Origin of the sequence: Pedobacter ginsengisoli (genome assembly GCF_002736205.1) — a bacterium.
GTDB lineage: Bacteria > Bacteroidota > Bacteroidia > Sphingobacteriales > Sphingobacteriaceae > Pedobacter > Pedobacter ginsengisoli_A.
The window spans coordinates 4,358,777-4,376,126 of sequence record NZ_CP024091.1; the positions used below are offsets into that span (position 1 = coordinate 4,358,777).

18 protein-coding genes are annotated in these 17,350 nt (G+C 38.2%); 8 read left to right on the forward strand and 10 right to left on the reverse strand.

Annotation, left to right across the window (positions count from 1 at the left end; all coding sequences use genetic code 11):
* Positions 1-88 precede the first annotated feature (88 nt).
* Positions 89-508, reverse strand: coding sequence for an IPExxxVDY family protein (locus CPT03_RS18030; protein WP_099440133.1), 420 nt, complete (start codon positions 506-508; stop codon positions 89-91).
* Between the two features lie 158 nt (positions 509-666).
* On the opposite strand from CPT03_RS18030, the gene CPT03_RS18035 reads away from it, so the two are divergent.
* The 3 genes from CPT03_RS18035 to rnc are packed head-to-tail and all read left to right on the forward strand — an operon-like array spanning position 667 to position 2,963.
* The gene (locus tag CPT03_RS18035; RefSeq protein WP_008508386.1) at positions 667-903 is read left to right on the forward strand and encodes an acyl carrier protein; all 237 of its coding nucleotides are present in this window, start codon (positions 667-669) and stop codon (positions 901-903) included.
* Positions 904-930: 27 nt separating this feature from the next.
* Positions 931-2,184 (forward strand): beta-ketoacyl-ACP synthase II, encoded by a 1,254-nt coding sequence (fabF, locus tag CPT03_RS18040; protein ID WP_099440134.1) that lies wholly within the window; start codon positions 931-933, stop codon positions 2,182-2,184.
* Between the two features lie 50 nt (positions 2,185-2,234).
* On the forward strand, positions 2,235-2,963 hold the full coding sequence (rnc, locus tag CPT03_RS18045) for a ribonuclease III (protein ID WP_172954197.1): 729 nt from the start codon (positions 2,235-2,237) through the stop codon (positions 2,961-2,963).
* 9 nt (positions 2,964-2,972) lie between these two features.
* Here rnc and CPT03_RS18050 read toward each other — a convergent pair whose 3' ends face one another.
* Positions 2,973-3,686, reverse strand: coding sequence for a hypothetical protein (locus tag CPT03_RS18050; protein WP_099440135.1), 714 nt, complete (start codon positions 3,684-3,686; stop codon positions 2,973-2,975).
* 111 nt (positions 3,687-3,797) lie between these two features.
* Between CPT03_RS18050 and CPT03_RS18055 the strand changes: the two genes are divergently transcribed.
* From CPT03_RS18055 to nadD, 3 genes are read left to right on the forward strand one after another with little or no spacing between them, the layout of a single operon-like run.
* Positions 3,798-4,661 carry a YicC/YloC family endoribonuclease gene (locus CPT03_RS18055; protein ID WP_099440136.1) on the forward strand — a complete coding sequence of 288 codons (864 nt, stop codon included), beginning with the start codon at positions 3,798-3,800 and terminating at the stop codon, positions 4,659-4,661.
* Positions 4,662-4,689: 28 nt separating this feature from the next.
* Complete coding sequence (gene gmk, locus CPT03_RS18060; protein WP_099440137.1) at positions 4,690-5,259, forward strand: guanylate kinase; 570 nt, start codon at positions 4,690-4,692, stop codon at positions 5,257-5,259.
* 2 nt (positions 5,260-5,261) lie between these two features.
* Positions 5,262-5,834, forward strand: coding sequence for a nicotinate (nicotinamide) nucleotide adenylyltransferase (nadD, locus tag CPT03_RS18065; protein ID WP_099440138.1), 573 nt, complete (start codon positions 5,262-5,264; stop codon positions 5,832-5,834).
* Here nadD and CPT03_RS18070 read toward each other — a convergent pair.
* Positions 5,831-6,544 (reverse strand): SAM-dependent methyltransferase, encoded by a 714-nt coding sequence (locus CPT03_RS18070; RefSeq protein WP_099440139.1) that lies wholly within the window; start codon positions 6,542-6,544, stop codon positions 5,831-5,833. The two genes, nadD and CPT03_RS18070, sit on opposite strands and share 4 nt — an antisense overlap.
* Positions 6,545-6,801: 257 nt before the next feature.
* Here CPT03_RS18070 and CPT03_RS18075 point away from each other — a divergent pair, with 257 nt between their 5' ends.
* Together CPT03_RS18075 and CPT03_RS18080 are read left to right on the forward strand one after the other, a co-directional pair.
* On the forward strand, positions 6,802-8,085 hold the full coding sequence (locus CPT03_RS18075) for a DUF6600 domain-containing protein (RefSeq protein ID WP_099440140.1): 1,284 nt from the start codon (positions 6,802-6,804) through the stop codon (positions 8,083-8,085).
* A 117-nt stretch (positions 8,086-8,202) separates the two neighbouring features.
* Positions 8,203-9,783 (forward strand): peptide chain release factor 3, encoded by a 1,581-nt coding sequence (locus CPT03_RS18080; RefSeq protein ID WP_099440141.1) that lies wholly within the window; start codon positions 8,203-8,205, stop codon positions 9,781-9,783.
* 3 nt (positions 9,784-9,786) lie between these two features.
* On the opposite strand, the gene CPT03_RS18085 is transcribed toward CPT03_RS18080, so the two are convergent.
* Genes CPT03_RS18085 through CPT03_RS18115 form a run of 7 tightly spaced genes read right to left on the reverse strand, consistent with a single transcriptional unit; the run spans position 9,787 to position 17,238 of the window.
* A complete protein-coding gene (locus CPT03_RS18085) occupies positions 9,787-11,040 on the reverse strand; it encodes a pyridoxal phosphate-dependent aminotransferase (RefSeq protein WP_099440142.1) in 1,254 nt (417 codons plus the stop codon).
* A 25-nt stretch (positions 11,041-11,065) separates the two neighbouring features.
* Positions 11,066-12,397 carry an argininosuccinate lyase gene (gene argH, locus CPT03_RS18090; protein ID WP_099440143.1) on the reverse strand — a complete coding sequence of 444 codons (1,332 nt, stop codon included), beginning with the start codon at positions 12,395-12,397 and terminating at the stop codon, positions 11,066-11,068.
* Positions 12,398-12,446: 49 nt separating this feature from the next.
* The gene (locus tag CPT03_RS18095) at positions 12,447-13,514 is read right to left on the reverse strand and encodes a M20 family metallo-hydrolase (protein ID WP_099440144.1); all 1,068 of its coding nucleotides are present in this window, start codon (positions 13,512-13,514) and stop codon (positions 12,447-12,449) included.
* A 6-nt stretch (positions 13,515-13,520) separates the two neighbouring features.
* Positions 13,521-14,339 carry a pyrroline-5-carboxylate reductase gene (gene proC, locus CPT03_RS18100; protein ID WP_099440145.1) on the reverse strand — a complete coding sequence of 273 codons (819 nt, stop codon included), beginning with the start codon at positions 14,337-14,339 and terminating at the stop codon, positions 13,521-13,523.
* Between the two features lie 2 nt (positions 14,340-14,341).
* Positions 14,342-15,130, reverse strand: a complete 789-nt coding sequence (gene argB / locus CPT03_RS18105; RefSeq protein ID WP_099440146.1) for an acetylglutamate kinase — start codon at positions 15,128-15,130, stop codon at positions 14,342-14,344.
* Positions 15,131-15,145: 15 nt separating this feature from the next.
* A complete protein-coding gene (locus CPT03_RS18110; RefSeq protein ID WP_099440147.1) occupies positions 15,146-16,108 on the reverse strand; it encodes an acetylornithine carbamoyltransferase in 963 nt (320 codons plus the stop codon).
* Positions 16,105-17,238, reverse strand: a complete 1,134-nt coding sequence (locus CPT03_RS18115; RefSeq protein WP_099441173.1) for an aspartate aminotransferase family protein — start codon at positions 17,236-17,238, stop codon at positions 16,105-16,107. Before CPT03_RS18115 ends, CPT03_RS18110 begins: the two co-directional genes overlap by 4 nt.
* Positions 17,239-17,350 lie beyond the last annotated feature (112 nt).

Sequence of the window (17,350 nt, forward strand, 5' to 3'; positions counted from 1 at the left end):
AAAACCCATGCCCGTCTGATTATTAATGTTATTTGTCTGATAATGTAAGTTCAAATATAGTGTATTTAATACACCTACAGTATAAAATTTACATTATCAAATTTTCTCTCGACTTCAATTTACGCGGATCAATTTGTGCAGCAACCTGAATATCAGGAAGTTTATTCAATCCATTGATTATAAAACTAAGATCTTCTTTGTCAATATATTGATGAATAATCATAAAAAAATCTACTTTGTTCATTTCGGGGATTAAAAACCCTTCTGCATTTCGATTGTTAAGGATGTAATATTCAATTTCGCCTTGTTCTACATAAAAATAATATTTTGAAAAGGGTAATGGGTCTTCATCTATATTAAAGTAAACCTCATGATCCTCAATCTTTTCAAAATTAAAATTAAGATTTGTATTTATTTTATGACACAACATATAATCTTTCAGTGATGCAGTAATGGCAATTAGTACAAAATCGAGGTCTAATGATAGTTTTAAATAAGTTTTGTTCAAAACACTATATATTTACGAGATTACGAAATTATAAAACTAATTTTACTTTAATGTTCGAAATAAAAACATTAAAATTGATAGAGAAATAAAAACATTTGAAATGTGTAAGAATTTATTTTTCTTTGCACTGAATTATTTAACCATTAAATTATAACATTATGTCTGATATTGCTTCAAGAGTTAAGGCTATTATCGTTGAAAAATTAGGTGTGGATGAAAGCGAAGTTACACCAGAGGCTTCTTTCACTAACGATTTAGGTGCGGATTCTTTAGATACAGTAGAACTTATTATGGAGTTTGAAAAAGAATTCAATGTAGCAATCCCTGATGATCAGGCTGAGACCATTGGTACAGTTGGTCAAGCAATTGCTTACTTAGAAAAAAACGTTAAGTAAAATACGGTCTCCGTATAATCCGTATAAATGGAAGTAAAAAGAGTAGTAGTTACAGGGTTGGGTGCGCTCACTCCTATTGGCAGTACAATCCCAGAGTTCTGGGAAGGCCTGTTAAATGGGGTGAGTGGCGCTGGCCCCATTACAGGTTTTGACACATCAAAGTTCAAAACCAAATTTGCATGTGAGCTTAAAAACTTCAATCCAGAAGATTTTTTGGACAAAAAGGAAGCGCGCAAGCTAGATCCATTTGTTCAATATGCTTTAGTAGCCACAGATGAAGCTGTTAAGGATGGTAATTTTGACTTCTCGCAAGTTGATACCAACCGTGTTGGCGTAATTTGGGGCTCAGGCATTGGCGGCTTTAAAACATTTCAGGATGAAATGAAGAACTTCTTTTTAGGCGATGGTACGCCACGCATGAATCCGTTCTTTATTCCTAAAGTTATAATTGACATTGTTCCTGGCCATATTTCTATAAAATATGGACTTAGAGGCCCTAATTTTGCTACAGTTTCTGCATGTGCTTCGTCTACAAATGCAATGATCGATGCGTACAATTATATCCGTTTGAATATGTGCGACATTGTAATTAGCGGTGGATCTGAGGCTATCATTAACGAAGCGGGTATTGGTGGTTTTAATGCAATGCATGCCTTATCGACCAGAAATGATGACCCTAAAACAGCTTCAAGACCGTTTGACAAAGACCGTGATGGCTTTGTTGCAGGTGAAGGCGCAGGAACCATCATTTTGGAGGAACTGGAACATGCTAAGAAAAGAGGTGCAAAGATCTATGCTGAATTAGTTGGCGGCGGAATGAGTGCAGATGCAAACCATATCACAGCTCCGCATCCACAAGGATTAGGTGCCAAAATGGTAATGACAAATGCCCTTAAAGACGCAGGCTTAACCACTGCAGATATTGATTACATCAATGTTCATGGAACCTCAACTCCTTTGGGAGACATTTCTGAGACTAAAGCTATCGTTGATTTATTTGGAGAAGATGCTTATAAATTAAACATCAGTTCTACAAAATCTATGACGGGACATTTATTAGGTGCTGCAGGTGCTATTGAAGCAATTGCATCTATCCTGGCAGTGAAAAATGATATAGTACCTCCTACTATTAATCATTTTACTGATGACCCTGGGTTTGATCCGAAATTAAATTTCACATTTAATGTTGCACAAAAGAGACCTATCCGTGCTGCCTTAAGTAACACTTTTGGCTTCGGAGGTCACAATGCATCAGTGATTTTTAAAAAATACGAAGAATAAAAGCACTTTGTGGAGGCTATTATTAGCCTCCTTTAATTTTGCAATAGTTAATGCCATTATTTGACCTGTATAAGCTTTATCTATCGTCTGATAAGGACTTTATAAAAAAGTTGAACAACATTTTAGGCTTTGTGCCTGGAAATACTGTTTTGTATAAAATGGCGTTCAGGCACAGGTCTGTGGCAAAAATCCTAAAAAACGGTAGTCGAAGTAGTAATGAACGCCTGGAGTTTCTTGGTGATGCTATTTTAGGTTCTGTAATTGCAGAGTTATTGTTTAAAAGCTATCCTTATAAGGAAGAGGGCTTTTTAACAGAAATGCGCTCAAAAATTGTAAATCGCGCCAACTTAAATCAACTTGCAAGAAAAATGGGTTTTGATCAGCTGATTGTTTTTGATCAAAAGGCTGTAAATATCCAAACAAAACATCATTCTATGTTGGGTGATGCTTTTGAAGCTCTTGTAGGTGCAGTATATCTGGACAAAGGATATAATTTCACTAAAGATTTCCTTCTTAAAAGAATAGTGAAGCCTTATATCGATATTCATACACTAGAGCTTACTGAGACTAACTTTAAGAGTAAATTGATAGAATGGTGCCAGCGTCATGGCAAGGATATATCATTTGATATGATCCAAAATGAAGAAGGTGAAAGCGCAAAACTATTTACCATTCAAGTAGTTATTGAGGGCGAAAGCTATGGTATCGGCAGAGACTACAATAAGAAAAATGCCGAAAAGCTTGCCGCAGAAAAAGCTTGCGAATCACTAACTATTTAAAATTTCTACTTATTTCTTTAATGTGTCTGTATATTTTTTATACGACTCCCTTATGTATTTGACAGCATCATATTCTGTCCAGTTTTTAGCTTTTTCATACTCTGGCCTGTAATCCATCATATATTTTTCCAGAGATTCTCCTTTTAGATCAGTGTTATTCTGAATAATTATTTCATTAAAGAACCCATCTATTAAAGTTTGCTGCATCTCGGTTTCGTAATAACGGCCAAATCTTCTTGCATTTTTGGGTGTCCGTCCAAACAATTCGTAAACTGCTGTAAGCGGCTTGAAAAGAAATGAGAGGAATGGCGGCTTTCCCTGATAGAACGCCCCCTTATTTTTAAAATCCCTTTTTATATCATTCAATTCTTGTTTCTTTGTTTGCCCGGTAATGTTAACTTCTTTAAGCGTTCTACCTCTATCCAGATAAACAATAAGATCTTTTCCTGCTGGAACAACAGCTTCAGCATCAGAATATTCTATTTTAACTACTAAAAGCGTATCGCCAGGTACTGCCTTAATCTGGAATAATCCAAAATCACTGCTTACAACCGATATTCCTAATCTTTTATTTATTACTTGAGCTGCTGCAACACGCGTAGATGTCCCTTTTTCTATTACCGCTCCTTTAAGAATAACCTCTTGTTGTGCCGAAACAGAGGATACTGATGCCACAAAAAACAATAGGAATATTAAAATATTTAAATAACCGGGCCTCTTCATCTAACGAATATTTTTTGTAAACTTAACTATAGTTTGACAATGAACTAAGTTAAAAAAAGTTAAATGAGTTTAAAAAGGCAATAAATTATATCTTTGCACATGATAAAATCAATGACAGGGTACGGCCTGGCTTCTACTGATCACGAAAATGTAAAGTTTGCAGTAGAGATAAAATCTTTAAACAGTAAGTTCCTGGAACTGAATTTAAAATTACCAAGGGCTTTTTCTGAAAAGGAATTATTGTTGCGTAATATCTGCAGCAAGGAAATTGAACGGGGAAAAGTAAGTGTTTCTATAAACATAGAACGCAGTGAAGAAAACTTAAAAGGTGCAACCATCAACGCAGCCTTACTAAGCAAATATTACAAACAACTCGAAGAAATCAATATCCAGCTGGGAGCCAATTCAAATAATCTTTTGCAGGCTGTTCTTAATTTCCCTGAAGTAATCAGTTATTCTGACGAGGATGTTAATGAAAATGACTGGGATGTATTAAACAGTACTTTTGTTAAGGCACTGGAAAGCTTTAATAAATTCAGACTTGCGGAAGGTGTTGTTTTAAAGACTGACCTAGAATTGAGAATCAAAAACATACTTCAGTTCTTTTCGGAGATTGAAGTTTTGGAACCGCTTAGAATTCCTCAGATCAGGAGCAGATTAAACCAATTTCTTGAAGATAATGTTGGCAAAATAAACGTAGATCAGAACCGCTTGGAACAAGAGTTAATCTATTATATTGATAAGCTTGACATTACAGAAGAAAAGATTCGCCTGAGAAGTCATTGTGATTACTTTATGGAAACCTTGAAAAGCAAAGATGCCAATGGAAAAAAGCTTGGTTTTATTTCGCAGGAAATAGGCCGTGAAATTAACACCATGGGTGCCAAAGCTAACGATGCGCAAATACAGCAGTTGGTTGTGGGAATGAAGGAAGAGTTAGAAAAAATTAAGGAGCAACTATTAAATGTTTTGTAAGCCGCTGGCTGAAAGACAATAACACAAGATGAAACAAGGTAAACTTATCATATTTTCTGCACCATCCGGGGCCGGAAAAACAACAATTGTAAAACATTTACTAAAGAAATTCCCTTCATTAAGTTTCTCTATCTCTGCAACTACACGCCAATTACGTGGAGATGAAAAAAATGACAAAGACTATTATTTTATCTCAAAAGAAGATTTTCTGCACAAAGTTGCCCATCAGGAATTTGTTGAATTTGAAGAAGTTTATAATGGCACTTTTTACGGTACTTTAAGATCTGAAATTGAACGGATCTGGCAAGAAGGAAAGCATGTAATATTTGACATTGATGTAGAAGGCGGATTACGCTTGAAACGTAAATATGAGGATGATGCATTGGCCATATTTGTTCAGCCACCTTCTTTGGAGGTCTTAAAAGAACGTTTAAGTGGCCGCGGAACTGATAGTGCGGAAAAGCTTCAGGAGCGCTTTATAAAGGCTGAAAAAGAGCTAGGATATGCCAGTAAATTCGATGTTATATTAAAAAACTATGAATTAGACACGGCATGTGCTGAAGCTGAAAAACTGATAGGAGATTTTATCAACCGTTAACCATGAAAACAGGGTTATTCTTCGGGTCTTTTAACCCCATACACATTGGACATCTGGTAATTGCTAACTATATGGCAAGTTTTACAGAGTTAAAGGAAGTTTGGCTAGTGGTTTCACCTCATAATCCGCTGAAGAATAAAAACGGTCTGACCAATATGTACGACAGACTGGAGATGGCCAAATTAGCAACTGAAAACTCAGAAAAAATCAGGGTTAGCGATATCGAATTTGGCCTTCCTCAACCATCCTATACTATTGATACATTGACCCATTTAAACGAAAAATATCCCGGTAAGGAGTTTGTATTAATAATGGGTGCGGATAATTTGGCTTCTATTAAAAAATGGAAAAATTATGATGTTCTTTTAAAGAACTATCAAATTTTTGTATATCCAAGGCCCGGAGTTGATGTTACAGAATGGGAAAATCATCCCTCAATTGTAATTACCGAGACCCCTCAAATGGATATTTCGTCTACTTTTATTCGTAAAGGGATTAAAGAGGGTAAAAATGTTCAGTATTTTACCCCTGATAATGTTCTTTCTTTTATTGAGAGCAAGAACATGTACCGTTAAACCTGACGGTACAGTAAAAATATTGTAGGCTTCTTATGCAGGTCTATTCTTTCTTTTTTCCACAGGGCTACTGGCATTGTTTTGATATACTCATCTTCTGAGGTAACGTTGCTGGCAAGACTAAGTAGTGTTTGGGGCTGACAATTCTTTAATACATCTTCAAATAAATGGTTGTTTCTGAAAGGTGTTTCAATAAAGATTTGGGTTTGTTTATTTTTACCTGCAAGTTGCTCCAGTTCTTTAAGTTTTTTTCCCCTTTCCACTTTATCAATTGGCAAATAACCATGAAAAGTAAAGCTTTGCCCGTTAAACCCAGACGACATTAAAGCCAGCAAAATAGAACTTGGGCCAACAAGTGGAACTACTTTAATCCCTCTTTTATGTGCTTCTGCTACTATATCAGCTCCCGGATCAGCAACACCCGGGCAACCGGCTTCACTCATTAACCCTACATCTTTACCGGTCATTAATTCCTTAAAATACGGAACAAAGGAATCATTGCGTTTATGTTTACCATAATCATGGATTACCAGGTCACTTTGGGGTGTTTTTATTCCTGCTTCCTTTAAAAACTTACGTGCTGTTTTCTCATTTTCAACGATGTAGGTGTTTATAGAATTAATGGTATCTCCCAGATAGCTGGTAAAAGATTTATGAGCTGCGTTTTCGGCCAGAGGTACTGGAATAAGAAATAAGGTGCCTTTTGTCATTGATTTTGTTTTGCTTACAAAAGAAGAAAATAATTCGCTGGAAAGCGCATCTGATGAAGTAAATAAAATTTATTTTTCGTAAATTGTCAAAAGAGGAAACCGATTATACATTGGCTTAAACGCCACTTAAACCAATAAAATTACGTCATACCTCATAATCATAATGTAAAATTTTTCAAACGGATTAAACTTTTTAGATTATTTGGAACTCAAATTGATAGATAAAAATAGTTAGGTAAACTTAAAACACACACACAATGAAAAACATTATCAAATTACCGGTTATTGTGCTGGGGCTTATGCTCCTCTTAACCGGGTCCGCACAGCGGGTTATGGCACAAGACGAGGACATTTCCTTGCAATCTTTCTATGACGAATTATCGCCTTATGGAACCTGGATTCAGGATTCACAATATGGCTATGTTTGGCGTCCTGACGTAGAGCAGGGCGATTTCAGACCTTATTATTCAAATGGCCGATGGGTTATGACTGAATATGGCAATACCTGGGTATCTGATTATGACTGGGGATGGGCTCCTTTCCACTATGGAAGATGGGTATATAACCGTTATAGCCAATGGGTATGGATACCAGATACCGTATGGGGTCCGGCATGGGTAAGTTGGAGAAGTGGTGGCGGTTATTATGGTTGGGCGCCAATGGGTCCTGGTATGAACATTAATGTTAATTTCAACATTCCTGATCTTTGGTGGGTATTTGTTCCTCAAAGAAATATCTATTACAATAATTTCCCCCGTTACTATTCACGCAGAAATGTAACTATTATTCATAATACAACTATCATCAACAATGTGTATTCAAGAAATAACCGTAATTATTACTCTGGTCCAAGAGCAGACGATATCAGACGTTCGACCAGACAAGCGGTTCCTGTTTATAGCATAGATAGAAGCAGCAGACCTGGTAGAAGTAGCATCAGCGGAAACAGGCTTGAGATTTACAGACCAAACACAAGGAGCAGCAGAGAAACTAATGCAGGAAATATTGCACCAAGAAACCCGGTTCGTGGTGAAGGATATGCAAGTCCGAGAACTGACCGCAGCAGCGTTGAAAGGGGCAATACAGATGGCAGAACCTCTAACGGAAGAGTATCAAGAGATGGCAGGCAGCCAATTGATAACAGATCGAATGATGGTACAAGAGTAAATAGCCGTCCTGAAAGAGTACAACAAGGGAACACCTATCCATCTCAAAGGCCTGATCGCCCTGCAAGAGTGAATAATCAAGACCAGCCGAGACTGGAAGGTCAGCGTCAGCAAGAGAGACAAGAAAGAATTCAATCTCTGCCCAGACAAGAAGCGCAGCCGAGACAACCAAGGCAAGAGCCAATTCAACAACCTCGACAAGAAAGACCTCAGCCAAGACAAGAGGTTCAACCTAGGCAAGAACAAGCCAGGCCTCAAAGATCTGAGCGTATAGAGCAAAGCAGACCTTCGAGAGGATCTGAAAGCCGTGAAAACAATGGTGGTGGAAGAGAGAATAACTCCTCTTCAAGATCGTCAAGAAGCGGAAGAGGTTAGATAAAAATTACAAGGAAAAGCCGGCATAAATATGCCGGCTTTTCCTTTTACACATTCCCCGCTTTTTTTTCCTTATCTTTGCAGCCTTTTACCAAGCACAACACGCTTAAACTCTTTATGATTAACCCGGAAATAGAAAAACGAAAAACATTTGCAATTATCAGTCACCCCGATGCAGGTAAAACTACATTAACAGAGAAATTTTTACTGTTTGGAGGTGCTATTAATACTGCCGGGGCAGTTAAACGGAATAAAGCAAATCAAAGCAATACATCCGATTTCATGGAAATAGAAAAGCAACGTGGAATATCGGTGGCTACTTCTGTAATGGGATTTGAGTATAGCAATAAACGCATCAATATACTGGATACTCCCGGCCACAAGGACTTTGCGGAGGATACTTACCGTACGCTATCAGCAGTTGATAGTGTTATTTTGGTTGTTGACTGTGTAAAAGGTGTTGAGGAGCAAACTGAAAAACTAATGGCCGTGTGCCGAATGCGTAATACTCCTGTGATTATCTTTATTAACAAGATGGACCGCGAGGGTAAGGATGCCTTTGATTTGCTTGATGAAATTGAGAATAAACTTAACATTAGCTTATGCCCACTATCGTGGCCTATTGGACAAGGGCACACCTTTAAAGGAGTTTATAGCATATATAATAATCACCTAAACTTATTTGAGCCTGATAAAACCAAGATTAGCGAGCCCGTTATTGAGGTAAGTGATCTGAATGATGAAAATCTTGGTAAATTCCTAAAGCAGAAGGAGCTTGATGGCTTAAAAAGCGATCTGGAACTAGTAGATGGCGTTTATGGTAAGCTTGATAAGAGCATGTACACTGAAGGGTTGCTTGCTCCTGTATTTTTTGGAAGTGCCATTAACAATTTTGGTATAAAGGAGCTTCTGGATACTTTTGTTCACATTGCTCCAAGCCCTAAAAGCCGTGAAGCTGAGCAGCGTGAGGTTCTCGTTGAAGAAAAGAACTTTTCTGGTTTTGTCTTTAAGATCCATGCCAACTTAGATCCCAAACACCGCGACCGTATTGCTTTTTTAAGAATTTGTTCAGGAAAATTTGAGCGAAATAAATTCTACTTCCATACCAGACAGGGTAAAAAACTAAAATTCTCTAACCCAATGGACTTTATGGCCAACGAAAAGAGTATTGTAGAGGAGGCCTGGCCAGGTGATGTTGTAGGTTTATATGATAGCGGCAATTTTAAAATTGGAGATACGCTTACAGAAGGGGAGCAATTGCAATTTAAAGGCATTCCTAGCTTCTCTCCTGAGATATTCAAGGAAGTTGAGAACAGAGACCCGCTACGCACCAAACAGCTTGAAAAAGGCATACAACAGCTTACAGAGGAAGGCGTGGCCCAATTGTTTACCATGCAACCCGGAAATCGTAAGGTAGTGGGTGCTGTAGGCGAACTTCAATTCGAGGTTATTGCATTCCGTCTGGAGCATGAATATGGTGCAAAAGCGGCATTCAGGATGCTCAGCTATACTCGCTCTAATTGGGTAACGTCAAAAGATAAAACGAAACTGGCAGAATTCCTGAAAAGAAAGCAACAGCATATTGGTGAGGACAAGGACGGTAATCCGGTTTACCTGGCCGACAATGAATTTATGATCAATATGACCATGAGGGATTATCCGGATATCGAATTCCACAAAACTTCAGAATTTAAATAGCTTTTATTTTAGCTTACTGAGCGCAGTTTTAATTCGCGGCATCATGTCTTTAATGTCCTGCAGAGAGCATCCCCCTACAGAAGCTCTAAACCAGGCCATCGATTCATCGTTCCCAAAAGCAGAGAAAGGAACCAAAGCCGCCTGGGCTTCTTTAATTAAGTAGAAATTTACGTCAGCACTATTTTTAAGTAAAGATCCAGATGGTGTTGTCTTACCTATATAATCTATTTTAAGTGTCAGATAAATAGCCCCCATTGGAACTACAGAATCTACATTAAAACCCTCTGATTTTAATTGCTGAAATCCATTATGCAACTCATCCAGACTTACTTGAACCTGCTTCTTAAAAGAATCCAGAAAGCCATCAACAAGCTCCTTATTTTTAAAGTACTTAGCAACAGCTACCTGTTCAGCCTTAGGAGCCCAGGCACCAATATGGCCAAGTAGTGCTTTCATTTTACTGATAATCTCTTCAGGTCCAAAGGCCCACCCTACCCTAACCCCAGTAGCAGAAAGACATTTAGAAATCCCATCTATATAGATAACATATTCTTTCAATTCCGGGCGTAAACTTACCGGGTTAACATGCTCACGACCAAAAGTTAATAAAGAGTAAATCTGATCATATAGGATATAAAGCGGTTTCTCATCAGCACCTCTTGATTTGTTTTCTTCAATTACCACTTCACAGATCTCTTCAAGCTGTTCCTGGGTAAACATTGTACCGGTTGGATTTAACGGAGAGCAAAGCGCAAGCAAAGTAGCCCCTTTTAAATGTGGCTTTAACTGAGCTGCAGTAGGCATAAAGTTATTTTCTACTGTGGTTACCACAGGTACGCCCTGGGCCGACGAAAGATGACAATAATGATTATTATTCCATGAAGGTGCAGGGTAAATTACCTTATCACCCGGATCAATTAAAGCCAGATAAGTAGCGTAAATTAAAGGCCTTGAGCCTCCGGCAACCAAAATATCTGATACGGAGTAATTCAATGAATACCTGTCCCTTAAAATTTCAACAACTGTCTCACGTAGTGGTAAAATACCATCAGCAGGTGGGTAGTTTGTGTGATTATGATGGTATGCATCAATAATCTCCTCTTTAAGTTCAGCAGGAATTGGGAAAATGGATGGATCAAAGTCTCCAATTGTCAGGTTAGCAATCTGCGCTCCCTTTCGCTTCATATCATTAACCTCGTTACCTATTTTAATGATTTCCGAACCGATAAGGGTGTTTGCTAATACTGAGACCTTCATATTTTTATACTAATTATTGTAAAGACTAAGATAACAATTGCTGAATCGCACCTTTTGTTTTTTCAAATTTAAACTGAGCCAAAATCTCATCCATCATATCTTCAATATCACCATTGCACAGGTTCCCAATGCTTCCTTCATGTGTATGGTGTATTTCTGTACCTGGAGTAAATGTTCCATCCTCTATTGATTCACCTACAATTTTATAAGCTTCTCTGAAAGGAGTGCCTTTTAATGCAAGTTCATTTACTACTTCAACACTAAACAAATAGGCATATTTTTTATCAGCTAGTATATTGTCTTTAATGCTAATGTTTTGTAACATAAAAGTTGTCATTTCCAGGCACTCGTTTAATGAAGTAATTGCAGGAAACAGGTTTTCTTTTAATAATTGAAGATCTCTGTGATATCCCGAAGGAAGGTTAGTGATCATCATAGCAATCTCGTTTGGCAAAGCCTGGATCTTATTGCAACGTGAACGGATCAATTCAAACACATCCGGGTTTTTCTTATGCGGCATGATGCTAGATCCGGTAGTTAGTTCATCAGGGAAACTAATGAACCCAAAGTTCTGGTTAATGAATAAACAAACATCCATTGCCATTTTTGCCAGTGATGCAGCCACAGACGACATCGCCTGTGCCAGAATACGCTCTGTTTTTCCTCTACCCATCTGTGCGTATACCACATTATAATTGAGCCTCTCGAAACCTAATAACTCAGTAGTCATTGTTCTGTTTAATGGAAACGAAGAGCCATATCCTGCAGCAGAACCCAATGGATTTTTATTACAGATCTTCCAGGCCGCAAGCATTAATTCCATATCATCAACCAAACTCTCGGCATAAGCACCAAACCACAAACCGAAAGAAGATGGCATAGCTATCTGCAGGTGTGTATAACCTGGCAAAAGTTTATCCTTATGGGTATTACTTAATTCCATTAACTGGCTAAATAAAACAGAAGTATTGCCGACCATCTCTTCAATACAGTTTCTAAAGAAAAGTTTCAGATCAACCAAAACCTGGTCATTTCTAGACCTACCGCTATGAATCTTTTTACCTGCATCTCCAATGCGCTGAGTAAGTAACCATTCTACCTGAGAGTGCACATCCTCTACTGTATCATCTATTGTGAAATTACCGGCTTCAATATCAGCGTAGATATTTTTAAGTTCTTTTTGAATAGCTTTAAGCTCATCTGCAGTAAGTAGCCCTATGCTTTCAAGCATTTCTACATGTGCAAGAGAGCCAAGCACATCAAAAGCAGCCATTTGCAAATCCAGTTCCCTGTCTCTACCAACTGTAAAGGTCTCAATATCTTTATTTACGTCTACGTTTTTTTGCCAGATCTTCATTATAATCTATTATGGATACCAAAAATACACTTTTTTTAACGGGAGTTACTTATTTGCCCTTTATTACCGGCTTAAGCATCTCAATATAAAGTGCTATACCTTCAGCAATTTCATCTACAAAAACATACTCATCAGCCATATGAGAACGTGCCGAATCACCAGGGCCAACCTTGACAGAAGGAATGCTCAGCAAAGCCTGATCTGAAGTTGTAGGCGACCCGTAAGTTGTTCTTCCAAGTGCGATGCCCGATTGAACCAGCGGGTGTTCTTTATCTATTGATGATGGCTTTAATCTGATAGACCGTGGCTTCACATCACAGTCCACATTGGTGCGGATAATTTTCAACACCTCCTCATTGGTATAGGCATCAGTTACACGTACATCTACTGTAAAAGTACAGGTAGCAGGCACAACATTATGCTGAGACCCGGCATTGATAATTGTAACCGACATTTTTAATGGCCCAAATACTTCAGAAACTTTAGAAAAGCGATAATTCCTGAACCACTCAATATCTTTAAGCGCCTTATAAATTGCATTGTCCCCTTCTTCACGTGCTGCATGACCAGCTTTGCCAGTAGATGTACAATCTAGTACCAACAATCCACGCTCTGCAATTGCAAGGTTCATCTGTGTTGGCTCACCTACAATTGCAAACTCCAGTTCACCTAAATCAGGAAGTACACACTCTAGTCCGTTGTTGCCTGAAATCTCTTCTTCTGCCGTTGTAGCCAAACAAATGTTATAGCTTAATTCCTGCTGATCATAGTAATACAGAAATGTTGCTATAAGCGATACCAGACATCCTCCTGCATCATTACTTCCCAATCCGTATAATTTATCATCTTCAATCGCTGCGTCATAAGGATCACGGGTATAGCCTGAATTTGGCTTTACTGTATCATGATGTGAGTTTAAAAGTAATGTAGGTTTGCTTTTATCAAAGTACTTATTATAAGCCCATACGTTATTAAGCTTCCTGTATGTTTTTATGTTGCGTTGCTGCAAAAACTGTTCAATCGCATCAGCTGTTTTATCTTCCTCTTTGCTAAAAGACTGAATGCCTATTAGCTTTCTTAACAATTCTAAACTATCTTTTTGCAGTTGTTCTATCATAAGTAATTATTCTTTAGTGTATAAAGCCCCTGCTTTTATTGCCGACAACTTAATACCTTTAATTAAAGATGAGCTGAAGCCATTGTGTTCCATCTCGTTTAATCCTGCTATTGTACACCCTTTAGGTGAAGTAACTTTATCTATCTCCTGTTCAGGATGGGATTGCATTTGCAATAACAAATCTGCAGCGCCTTTTGCTGTTTGTACAGCCATTTTTAATGCCTCATCAGCATGAAAACCGATTTCTACCCCACCCTGCGATGCCGCTCTTATTGCACGTAAGAAAAATGCAATTCCGCAAGCACATAGCGCGGTTGCAGAAGTCATTAGGTCTTCATTGATTTTTACAACAGCTCCAACTGTTTCAAACATTCTAACAACCTCATCCACATTTTCTTTTGAAGCATTGTCTGTGGCTACGCAAGTCATCGATTGGCCTATTGCAATTGCTGTATTGGGCATTGCCCTAACAACCTGAACTGCATCACCAAGCTTATTTCTAATGTCAATACAACTTACACCAGATGCAACAGAAATAAAAACCTGTTTAGCCGGATCAACTGCAGGACGTATCTGTTCCAATAACTGATTCAATTGTTGCGGTAAAACAGCCAGAACAACAATATCAGCAGCGGCAACTACGGCAGCATTCTCACCACTAACCATAAACCCCTGATCAGAAAATGCAGTTAAGTTAGAAACATTACGCCTTGTCAGCGTAATCTGACCGGGCTCTGCATAGCTCGCCTTAACTAGCCCTTTGGCTAAAGAGACACCAATATTTCCGCTTCCTAAAATGGCAATACTGCCTTTAAACTGGTTCATAATTATCTGATTAATCGGGTTCCGAAATTCTGTTGATCTATTTGTGGCAATTCATCTGCTTTACCAATATATACTGCACTAACTCCACTTTTTATGGCCTCAAAAGCATTGTGCAATTTAGGGATCATTCCTCCCGAAACTACACCTTCATTTTTTAAAGTTTCAAATTCACCCATTCTAATTACAGGTACAAGGGATTGATCATCGTCAATATCCCGCATTACCCCACGCTTTTCGAAACAGTAAACTAAAGAGGTATCATAAATTGATGACATGGCAACAGCAACAGCAGATGCAATAGTATCTGCATTAGTGTTTAATAATTGTGATGCTCCATCGTGTGTAATTGCACACAATACAGGAACAAGCCCTGCCTTTAATAAGCTATCTAAAGTATCAGACGAAACCGAAGCCTCATCCAAATCACCAACAAAGCCATAATCAATATCCTTTACTGGTCTTTTAACTGCCTTTATTATATTGCCATCTGCACCAGTTAAGCCAATTGCATTACTTCCTTTGGCTTGTAACTGGGCAACCATATTTTTATTAATCAAACCGGCATACACCATGGTAACCACACGCAGTGTTTCAATATCAGTTATACGCCTGCCTTCTACCATTTTGGCTTCTACCCCTAGTGAACCCCCCAGTTCAGTAGCAATTTTACCACCACCATGAATTAAAATCTTATCACCTGGAAGTGCCGCAAAATCAAGTAAAAACTGATGCAGTTTCTCTGAATTATCTATAACATTCCCACCTATTTTAATTACACTGAGTTTCTTCATAAGGATACCAAATTATTACAATTTCTCTAACATTTGCTTCAATACAGCCTGTGCCGCCCATAAACGATTTCCTGCTTCATGGATAACTAGTGAGTTGGGGCCATCCAATATTTCAGACGACAGCTCCAAATCTCGGCGAACAGGTAAGCAATGCATTACTTTCGCATTATTTGTCCCCACCAGTTTCTCATTATTCAGCATCCATCCTTCAGGATAGGTAAGCACTTTGCCGTATTCCTTAAAGCTAGACCAGTTTTTAACATAAATATAATCTGCTCCTTTAAGGGCTTCATCTAAGCTATGAGTAATGATTGCACCAGGAGTAAAGTCATCACTTAGCTCATAGCCCTTTGGCTGAGCAATTGTGAAATCAAGCATTCCATCTGCCTGAGCCTTACACATCCATTCAGCAAATGAGTTAGGAACAGCCTGAGGTAATGCTTTAATATGAGGGGCCCATGCCAATACTACTTTGGGCTTAGTTGCACCAGTCCAGGTTTCTTTAATGGTAACAAGATCTGCTAAACTTTGTAAAGGATGGCGAGTAGCGCTTTCTAAACTTACTACAGGAACATTACAATATTTAATGAACTTATTAAAAAAGTCCTCATTATAATCTTCATCTCTGTTTACTAACTTAGGAAAAGAACGCAAGCCTAAAATGTCGCAATATTGCCCCATTACTGCAGCTGCTTCACGAATATGTTCAACAGTAGTTCCGTTCATTACCACACCATCCTGTGTTTCTAATGCCCAGCCTTCCTTGTCCATATTCATCACCATTACATTCATTCCCAAGTTTAGCGCCGCTTTCTGAGTACTTAAGCGAGTGCGCAAGCTTGGGTTTAGAAAAACAAGACCCAGAGTCTTATTCTTTCCTAAATGCTGATGCGAATAAGGGCTTTCCTTAAGTGCCAATGCGTCTTTAACCAATTGGCCGATGTCTTGTACATCATTTACTGAGGTGAATTGGTTCATCCTTTTAAAGCAATTTTAAATTCTTTCAAAAATTGATCTGCCTGATCCTTAGTTAAATTTAGTGCAGGCAAAAGTCTAATTACATTAGGCTTTGCTTCGCCTGTAAATATTTTGTGTTTAAATAAAAGTTCTTTTTTTACATGCGCAAGGCTCTCAGGAAGGTCAATACCTATCATTAAACCGCGTCCACGCACTTCTTTTACCTCTTCTATTCTCTTTAATTCTTCAATAAGATAACTACCTATTGTCTCGGCATTTTTCAATAAGTCATCCTGTTCAATGATCTCCAAAACAGCTAAAGCTGCTGCACAGGCAAGATGATTACCACCAAAAGTAGTCCCTAGCATACCATGCCAAGGCTTAAACTTAGGTGCAATAGAAATTCCGGCAACAGGGAAACCATTACCCATTCCTTTTGCCATAGTGTAAACATCGGCATTAACGCCTGCATATTCATGAGAATAGAACATTCCTGTTCTGCCATAACCACACTGCACACTATCAGCTATGTAAACTGAATTGTAGTGATCACAAAGAGAACGGATCTTTTGCAAAAAGCTGATCGATGCTTCTTTTATGCCTCCTACACCTTGAATTCCTTCAATAATTACAGCTGCTACGTCATTTCCAAACTCAGCAAATGCCTGCTCCAGGGCAGCTTCATCATTATGAGGAAGGAAAACAATGTTGTCGGTTTCATTTACAGGAGCAATAATTTTAGGATTGTCAGTAGCTGAAACAGCTAAGGATGTTCTTCCATGAAATGCACCTTTAAATGCAATAACTTTCTTTCTGCCATTGTAAAAAGAAGCTAGTTTTAAAGCATTTTCATTAGCCTCTGCACCTGAGTTACACAAAAAAAGCTGATAATCTGTTTTACCAGAAACTTTACCTAACTGTTCAGCTAACTGTACCTGCAAAGCAATTTTAACAGAATTTGAGTAAAAACCAACTTTATTAAGCTGATCAGTTAAACGTTGCACATAATGAGGGTGAGTGTGGCCAATAGAGATAACAGCATGACCTCCATAAAGATCCAGATATTCTTGTCCTTCAGCATCCCAAACGGTGCTGCCTTGTGCTTTTACTATTTCAATATTATTTAATGGATATACGTCGAATAAGTTCATTTTTTTAGATTTTTGCTCCATGTCATCCTGAATTTATTTCAGGATGCTGCAAGAGCACGGGTTAGATAAAAATCCGAGATCCTGAAATAAATTCAGGATGACGAAACAACAA

Coding starts and splice junctions, on each gene's coding strand:
- fabF (WP_099440134.1), top strand. CDS start 931: ATGGAAGTAAAAAGAGTAGTAGTTACAGGGTTGGGTGCGCTCACTCCT.
- CPT03_RS18050 (WP_099440135.1), bottom strand. CDS start 3,686: ATGAAGAGGCCCGGTTATTTAAATATTTTAATATTCCTATTGTTTTTT.
- proC (WP_099440145.1), bottom strand. CDS start 14,339: ATGAACCAGTTTAAAGGCAGTATTGCCATTTTAGGAAGCGGAAATATT.
- CPT03_RS18035 (WP_008508386.1), top strand. CDS start 667: ATGTCTGATATTGCTTCAAGAGTTAAGGCTATTATCGTTGAAAAATTA.
- CPT03_RS18095 (WP_099440144.1), bottom strand. CDS start 13,514: ATGATAGAACAACTGCAAAAAGATAGTTTAGAATTGTTAAGAAAGCTA.
- CPT03_RS18085 (WP_099440142.1), bottom strand. CDS start 11,040: ATGAAGGTCTCAGTATTAGCAAACACCCTTATCGGTTCGGAAATCATT.
- CPT03_RS18075 (WP_099440140.1), top strand. CDS start 6,802: ATGAAAAACATTATCAAATTACCGGTTATTGTGCTGGGGCTTATGCTC.
- argB (WP_099440146.1), bottom strand. CDS start 15,130: ATGAAGAAACTCAGTGTAATTAAAATAGGTGGGAATGTTATAGATAAT.
- argH (WP_099440143.1), bottom strand. CDS start 12,397: ATGAAGATCTGGCAAAAAAACGTAGACGTAAATAAAGATATTGAGACC.
- CPT03_RS18110 (WP_099440147.1), bottom strand. CDS start 16,108: ATGAACCAATTCACCTCAGTAAATGATGTACAAGACATCGGCCAATTG.
- gmk (WP_099440137.1), top strand. CDS start 4,690: ATGAAACAAGGTAAACTTATCATATTTTCTGCACCATCCGGGGCCGGA.
- rnc (WP_172954197.1), top strand. CDS start 2,235: ATGCCATTATTTGACCTGTATAAGCTTTATCTATCGTCTGATAAGGAC.
- CPT03_RS18055 (WP_099440136.1), top strand. CDS start 3,798: ATGACAGGGTACGGCCTGGCTTCTACTGATCACGAAAATGTAAAGTTT.
- CPT03_RS18070 (WP_099440139.1), bottom strand. CDS start 6,544: ATGACAAAAGGCACCTTATTTCTTATTCCAGTACCTCTGGCCGAAAAC.
- CPT03_RS18115 (WP_099441173.1), bottom strand. CDS start 17,238: ATGAACTTATTCGACGTATATCCATTAAATAATATTGAAATAGTAAAA.
- CPT03_RS18080 (WP_099440141.1), top strand. CDS start 8,203: ATGATTAACCCGGAAATAGAAAAACGAAAAACATTTGCAATTATCAGT.
- nadD (WP_099440138.1), top strand. CDS start 5,262: ATGAAAACAGGGTTATTCTTCGGGTCTTTTAACCCCATACACATTGGA.